The sequence below is a fragment of the Nostoc sp. genome, assembly GCF_036917555.1.
Taxonomy (GTDB): domain Bacteria; phylum Cyanobacteriota; class Cyanobacteriia; order Cyanobacteriales; family Nostocaceae; genus Nostoc.
The window spans coordinates 1-5,847 of record NZ_JBALDD010000018.1 but is presented as its reverse complement, the minus strand read 5'-3'; the positions used below and the strand labels follow the sequence as shown (position 1 = coordinate 5,847).

Sequence of the window (5,847 nt, the reverse complement as noted above, 5' to 3'; positions counted from 1 at the left end):
AGCCAGTATCAGGTCTTCCAAGTCACTCTTGAATTCAGTAAATCAGACCTATAGTACACAAGTTCGTATCTCATTCAAATGCATACCGCTATAACCAGATTTAGTAACACTAGCAGTTATTGTTCTGCGACTAATTTCCGAACGACCAGAGAATGACCAATCATTTTTTGTGAGGCTTGCACCAACAACCTTAAAAAAACAAAAGGGCTTTGGCTCAATACCTTGAACAGCATCACTAGGACGGTTACTATCAAAAACAAATACCATAAGCCAAGTATCTTCGGAATTATGACCTTGCCATCCACTTTGATAACGAGAAGCTTTTACTTCAATCCCAATATGAGAATGCTGTGCAGAGTTTTTCGGAACCATTCCTGCTAGAATTAAGTCAGGATGTCCATTATGATATTGGTTTTTGACCAGGTTAGAGCAGTATTTTGGAATATTTGAAATCATAAATTCTCCAACCATACTACTAAAGTTGGCTGGCATCATCACCTCAAGACGTTTTATTTATTTACTGTAAAGCTGTTGATTGATAAATTCTAAAAATTCTACAAAATCATTCATTGCCAAATGAATGTGTTCAATTGTGCAGCTATACAGCAGAGTTGCATTAAGGTTAAAACCTTTACTCTCAATTGGGTGAGGTTGACAGGCAATCAACTATAGTTCAGAGTTCATTTACATACTTTTGAGTTGATCGTAGACTTGCAATTAAAAAATTTATAATTCATAATTATTATTTAAATAAATATTTAAATCCCGCTTATAACGGAATTACCGTTATTGAAAAGAGAAATAAAACTATTTTTAATTACGAATTACGTAGCTTGCTTCTTGCCGGAGGCGAGTATTACAAATTACGAATTATCTTTGAGGGTAATACTGAGGATTCATAACTGGAGATTGATAACCGTTTGTTGGTACTGTACTTCCCATGCCGTTAGGTACAGGAGTGACAACAGGAGGCTGATAAATGCTCATGGGCACAGTGCCTGTTGTACCGTTAGGTAAAGCAGGATTCGCCACCTGGGGCTGATAACCATTTGCGGGTACTGTGTTTGTAGTGGCGTTAGGTGTAACAGGATTTTGGCTAAACTCTTGGTAGGCTGCACGAGAAATTGAGCTAATCAATTTTTCGGCACGAGGATCGTTTGCTGGGCGTTGTACCATGACGGAAGCTATGTAGCGCTTGCCAGTTGGAACCACAATTAAACCTGCATCTGCCAACATTGTGCCGATATCACCCGTTTTGTGGTATGCTCTTGCACCTGTTCCCAAACCTGATGGCAGCAGAGTGTCTTTTTGGGTGCGACGCAAGATATCAAGCATGAGATCGCGTGATGGCATACTGACTAAATTTCCCTGACTGACGATCGCCATTAAATTCCCTAGTTCCTTGGGACTAGTGGTATTTGTCCCTTGTAAATCTGGGAGTTGATTACGAATTGTTGTGGTTGTCAATCCCCAACTACGAAAACGTTGGTTTAAAACGTCCATTCCTCCCAGTCGGGCAATCAGCATATTTGTCGCTGTGTTATCGCTGATTGTAATCATTTTAGTGACGACTTCCAAAGCGGCGTACTGAGTTCCCGGTGGTTTGTATTGCAGATTTCCCGAACCGCCAGCTACCATATCCTGTTGCATAGTCAGCATTTCATCTAGGCGAATTTTTCCTGCATCCACATCCTGGAAAAAGGCAATCAGAATCGGCACTTTAATCGTGCTAGCCGCTGGAAAACTGGTAGAGGCATTGATATCTACATAATTACCAGTATCTAAATCTACTAAGAAAATTCCAGGTGTGAGATTTGGGTTGGTGGCCGCCAAATTTTGCACGGCATTTTTCAAAGAGGTAATTTCCTGAGATAAATACAGACTTGAAGCTGCGTTTGGGGGAGTTTGGGTAGGTTGTGGCTGCGATCGCGCCACATTATTAACATTACTATTAGATTGCGACGCCGAGTTCGTACTGATGCGATTGGATGGGTCTAATACTGACAACACCGTGCCCACAATTGCACCCATCCCAACACCCACAATCAACAACCGCAAAACATACAATATGGTTTTGGCCATTGGCTTTAACCGGGTTTTCCGCGATGAGCGTCTGCCTGTTTTTGGCTTTTCCATCCGCACTGTTTTAACCATCACAGCACCTGGTCGGAAGGGAGGAATTTTTCCCTTGACACTAGGTATTGGTTTTACTACCGTTGGCATGACTAACCCCGATTTTACCCTACGTGTAGCGCCAGGGATTGGGGGAGGACTGATTTGATTTTTTGGGCGTGTTAATGCCCCATCAGATCCATTTGTTGTTTGCTGCTGACTGTTAGCTTTAACTCTCTTTTTTACCACTTTTTGAACTTTTTGTGGCTGCTGGCGGCGATTTAAGGGTTGACGCCGCGAGAAAGCTGTTAGTTCGCCACTTGATTCTGACACCGTTACTCCTTGTGACCCACTTGACTGTTTTCTTGCAGACTCTTGACCCCAAACTTAATCTTTAAGCAATATTAATACTCAAATTCCACTTTGCCACTAAGTAGCATTTTTGTGTTTAGTTTAAGCCATATTAATTATTTTGGGGAGATGATTGCGTATATATTAAACGAATAATTACAAGTTTTCACTATTCTTCTGGTTTTTCAGGGCCCATTCTACCTGCTGCAAAATTCCTCGCAGCATGGCTACCTCCCCAGTTTTCAAGTGAGCGCGATTATACAATTGGCGAAATTTTCCCATACGACTAGCTGCCGTATGGGGATATACATAACCAATTTTCAGTAATATTGATTCTAATTGCTGGTAGTATCCTTCCATAACATCTAAGGGTGCGAGTTCAGTTTGAGGTAAAGTTTGAGTGTCAAGTTGTTGGGCACATTGTGACAATTCATAACAACAAATTGCTACAGCAGTAGCCAAATTCAGGGCGACATAATCTTGACTTGTGGGAATGCCAACAAACCTCTGTGCATAATTTAATTCTTCATTGCTTAATCCCCGGTCTTCTCTGCCAAAAATCAGTGCTGTAGGTTTTTCTGGTTCCTCTAGTAACCAGGGTAGTGCAGTGCGAGGATTTTCTAAAGGTGTTTCCCAACTGCGAACGCGACCAGTGGTAGCGATCGCCCGTACACATCCATGCAATGCTTCTGGTAAGGTCGCCACGAATACCGCAGATTCTAAAATTTCCTGAGCGTGAACAGCCATCATCAAAGCTTCCGTCGATAACGGATCGCATTGGGGATTCACTAATACTAAATTATATAGCCCGAAATTTTTCATTACTCTGGCGATCGCACCGATATTTATCGGCCCAGCTGGTTCTACCAACACAATTCTTAATCCAGCCAAGCCCATTTTTTGCCTCCTGCGATCGCACCAGATAATACTTACAGGCTAATTTTCAGCGTCGTGGTTCTGCTGAAGAGTTTCCTTGAAATCATTTTAACTGTGTAAGTGAATGCCTGCGTCAGCATATAGTTATCTATCTATAGAGACTCTAATGCATATATCGCTCTGCAAGTTCGTGGATGTACTGCTGAAGTGATCGTGGCTCCCGTCCGAGAATGGCTTGCAGCACGAGCGCATTCCCACCAGGGAAACCGTATTCATTATAGTCAGAACAAGGCTGATTACTGAACTAGATAGTTAACATATTAACTATTTTATGCCGTTTACCTTACCGACAACCTCAAAATAGCTTTATTCATTTGCAGTCAGAGTATTGAAAACTGGTTAAGCTGTCACGCATTTAAATTGGATATTTACTTGTGTTCGCGCAGCGTCTCCTTCAGGAGAGGGTTGTCATCAGTCATTTGTATTTTAAAAGACAATATTAACGATTGCAATGTACAATCTAGACGCGCATCAGCTTAGTAGATGTATTCTAGGTAAAAAACACTTCTGCAAGTGATAACAAACTAACAAAATATGTCTCATATTCTGGTCGAAAATCTTAGGAAGACTTTCTTTGTGTCTGAACGTTCCTCTGGGCTTTTCGGTTCAATACGAGGGCTTATGCAGCGAAAAACTAAACAAGTTTATGCCCTCAAAGGAGTTTCGTTTTCCCTGGAGCGGGGTGAACTTGTAGGATACATTGGCCCAAATGGAGCTGGTAAATCGACTACGATTAAAATTTTAAGCGGTATTCTCGTACCTTCCAGTGGAAAATGCCTAATTGGTGGACGAACTCCTTGGAAAGATCGAATCAAGCACGTTAATCGTATTGGTGTAGTATTTGGTCAAAGAACACAACTCTGGTGGGATTTGCCAGTGATTGAGTCTTTCGATTTGCTGCGCGATATTTATCGCGTTCCCCAATCAGAGTATCGCCAGACACGCGAAGAAATGATTGATCTGCTTGGTCTTGGAAGCTTTCTCTCGACTCCGGTGAGGCAGTTAAGCCTTGGTCAAAGGATGCGATGTGACTTTGCAGCCGCAATGCTTCATAGACCGGAAATTCTTTTTCTTGATGAACCCACCATCGGGCTTGATGCAGTTTCAAAGCTTGCAGTCAGAAAATTTATCAAAGCGCTGAATAAAACTCATCAAGTAACCACCATCCTGACTACCCATGATATGGATGATATCGAGGCATTGTGCGATCGCATAATTATTATTGGTGGAGGTGAGATCCTTTGTGATGGAACTCTAGCAGCACTGCGTTCTCAAGTTTCCTCGCGTCGTTACTTAAGAATCGACCTAGCAAACGATGATTTCTTCTTTAAAGAAGAAGGAGTCAGTATTATCTCTAAAGAAAATCGCACTGTAACTCTGGCCTTCGATCCCACAAAGCTTTCTGCTGCGTCTTTGATTAGCCAAGTTACCTCACAACATGAAGTAGAGGATCTTTTTGTAGAAAATCCACCCATTGAAGAGATAGTTGCTGAACTTTATGCAATTTCAGCAGGAATTGTCCCATGAAAGCATATTGGTCACTATTTGTTGCTAGATTTACACTGCTGTTGCAATACCGTACTGCTGCTTTGGGAGGCGTTGTAACTCAGCTTTTTTGGGGTTTAGTAAAAGTAATGGTTTTACAAGCATTCTTTACTCATACAACCTCTGCTCAACCTATGACTTTTCAACAAGCTGTAGGATATGTGTGGCTGGGACAGGCGTTTTTGATGGCGATTGTCCCTTGGGGAGGTGATAGAGATATTCAAGAACTCATACGATCTGGTGCTGTAGGATACGATCTTCTCCGACCCACAGACCTTTATAATTTTTGGTTTACTCGCGCTTTGGCACTTCGCACAACGCCCCTAATACTTCGTGCTATTCCGCTTCTTGGTGTCACAATTTTTATTTTTCCCCTTTTTGGGTTTTATGAATGGTCGCTTTCTGTTCCACCCTCCTTTGCTTCTTTTGTTGCCTTTTTTCTCTCTTTCATTGGTGCAATTTTACTTTCCTCTGCATTGACTATGCTTCTTACTGTATCAATGATGTGGACAATTTCGGGTGAGGGAATTAATAGTATTCTACCTACTCTTGTTACTATCTTCTCTGGCATGATTGTTCCTTTGCCACTTTTTCCTGAGTGGAGCAAGCCTTTTTTGAATGCACTTCCTTTTTCAGGACTAATCGACAAACCTTTTCGTCTTTTTACTGGTAATCTTCAACCAAATGCCCTGTTTAATGTTTTGCTGCATCAAACTTTTTGGATAGCTGCCATTATTATTCTTGGGCGTGTCCTTGTGAAACATGGCATCAGAAAGCTTGTAATTCAGGGAGGATGAGTCAATAATTCGTAATATCATGTTCGGTAAATTACTTATGATTAAGCCTCGATTTGAATCCACCAATGAAAACCAGTTAAGCCTTGAATCAAATCTTGCTGTTGAA

General features: G+C 41.5%; 5 protein-coding genes. 2 read left to right on the top strand and 3 right to left on the bottom strand.

The features are described 5' to 3' along the window. Nucleotides 1-48: 48 nt before the first annotated feature. From V7K60_RS06650 to V7K60_RS06640, 3 genes are all read right to left on the bottom strand, one after another. Nucleotides 49-495 carry a hypothetical protein gene (locus V7K60_RS06650; protein ID WP_334923981.1) on the bottom strand — a complete coding sequence of 149 codons (447 nt, stop codon included), beginning with the start codon at nt 493-495 and terminating at the stop codon, nt 49-51. Between the two features lie 375 nt (nt 496-870). Beyond that, on the bottom strand, nt 871-2,445 hold the full coding sequence (locus tag V7K60_RS06645) for a serine hydrolase (RefSeq protein ID WP_334923979.1): 1,575 nt from the start codon (nt 2,443-2,445) through the stop codon (nt 871-873). Nucleotides 2,446-2,619: 174 nt separating this feature from the next. Next, nucleotides 2,620-3,360 (bottom strand): RNA methyltransferase, encoded by a 741-nt coding sequence (locus V7K60_RS06640; protein WP_334923977.1) that lies wholly within the window; start codon nt 3,358-3,360, stop codon nt 2,620-2,622. 660 nt (nt 3,361-4,020) lie between these two features. Between V7K60_RS06640 and V7K60_RS06635 the strand changes: the two genes are divergently transcribed. Together V7K60_RS06635 and V7K60_RS06630 are read left to right on the top strand one after the other, a co-directional pair. Next, entirely contained in the window at nt 4,021-4,926 is a 906-nt protein-coding gene (locus V7K60_RS06635) for an ABC transporter ATP-binding protein (RefSeq protein ID WP_334923972.1), read from the top strand. Next, nucleotides 4,923-5,741 (top strand): ABC transporter permease, encoded by an 819-nt coding sequence (locus tag V7K60_RS06630; protein ID WP_334923970.1) that lies wholly within the window; start codon nt 4,923-4,925, stop codon nt 5,739-5,741. Before V7K60_RS06635 ends, V7K60_RS06630 begins: the two co-directional genes overlap by 4 nt. The last annotated feature ends 106 nt before the right edge of the window (nt 5,742-5,847 follow it).

Excerpts from the sequence above, each read along its gene's own strand:
- V7K60_RS06650 (WP_334923981.1), bottom strand. The coding sequence starts at position 495 with ATGATGCCAGCCAACTTTAGTAGTATGGTTGGAGAATTTATGATTTCA.
- V7K60_RS06640 (WP_334923977.1), bottom strand. The coding sequence starts at position 3,360 with ATGGGCTTGGCTGGATTAAGAATTGTGTTGGTAGAACCAGCTGGGCCG.
- V7K60_RS06635 (WP_334923972.1), top strand. The coding sequence starts at position 4,021 with ATGCAGCGAAAAACTAAACAAGTTTATGCCCTCAAAGGAGTTTCGTTT.
- V7K60_RS06630 (WP_334923970.1), top strand. The coding sequence starts at position 4,923 with ATGAAAGCATATTGGTCACTATTTGTTGCTAGATTTACACTGCTGTTG.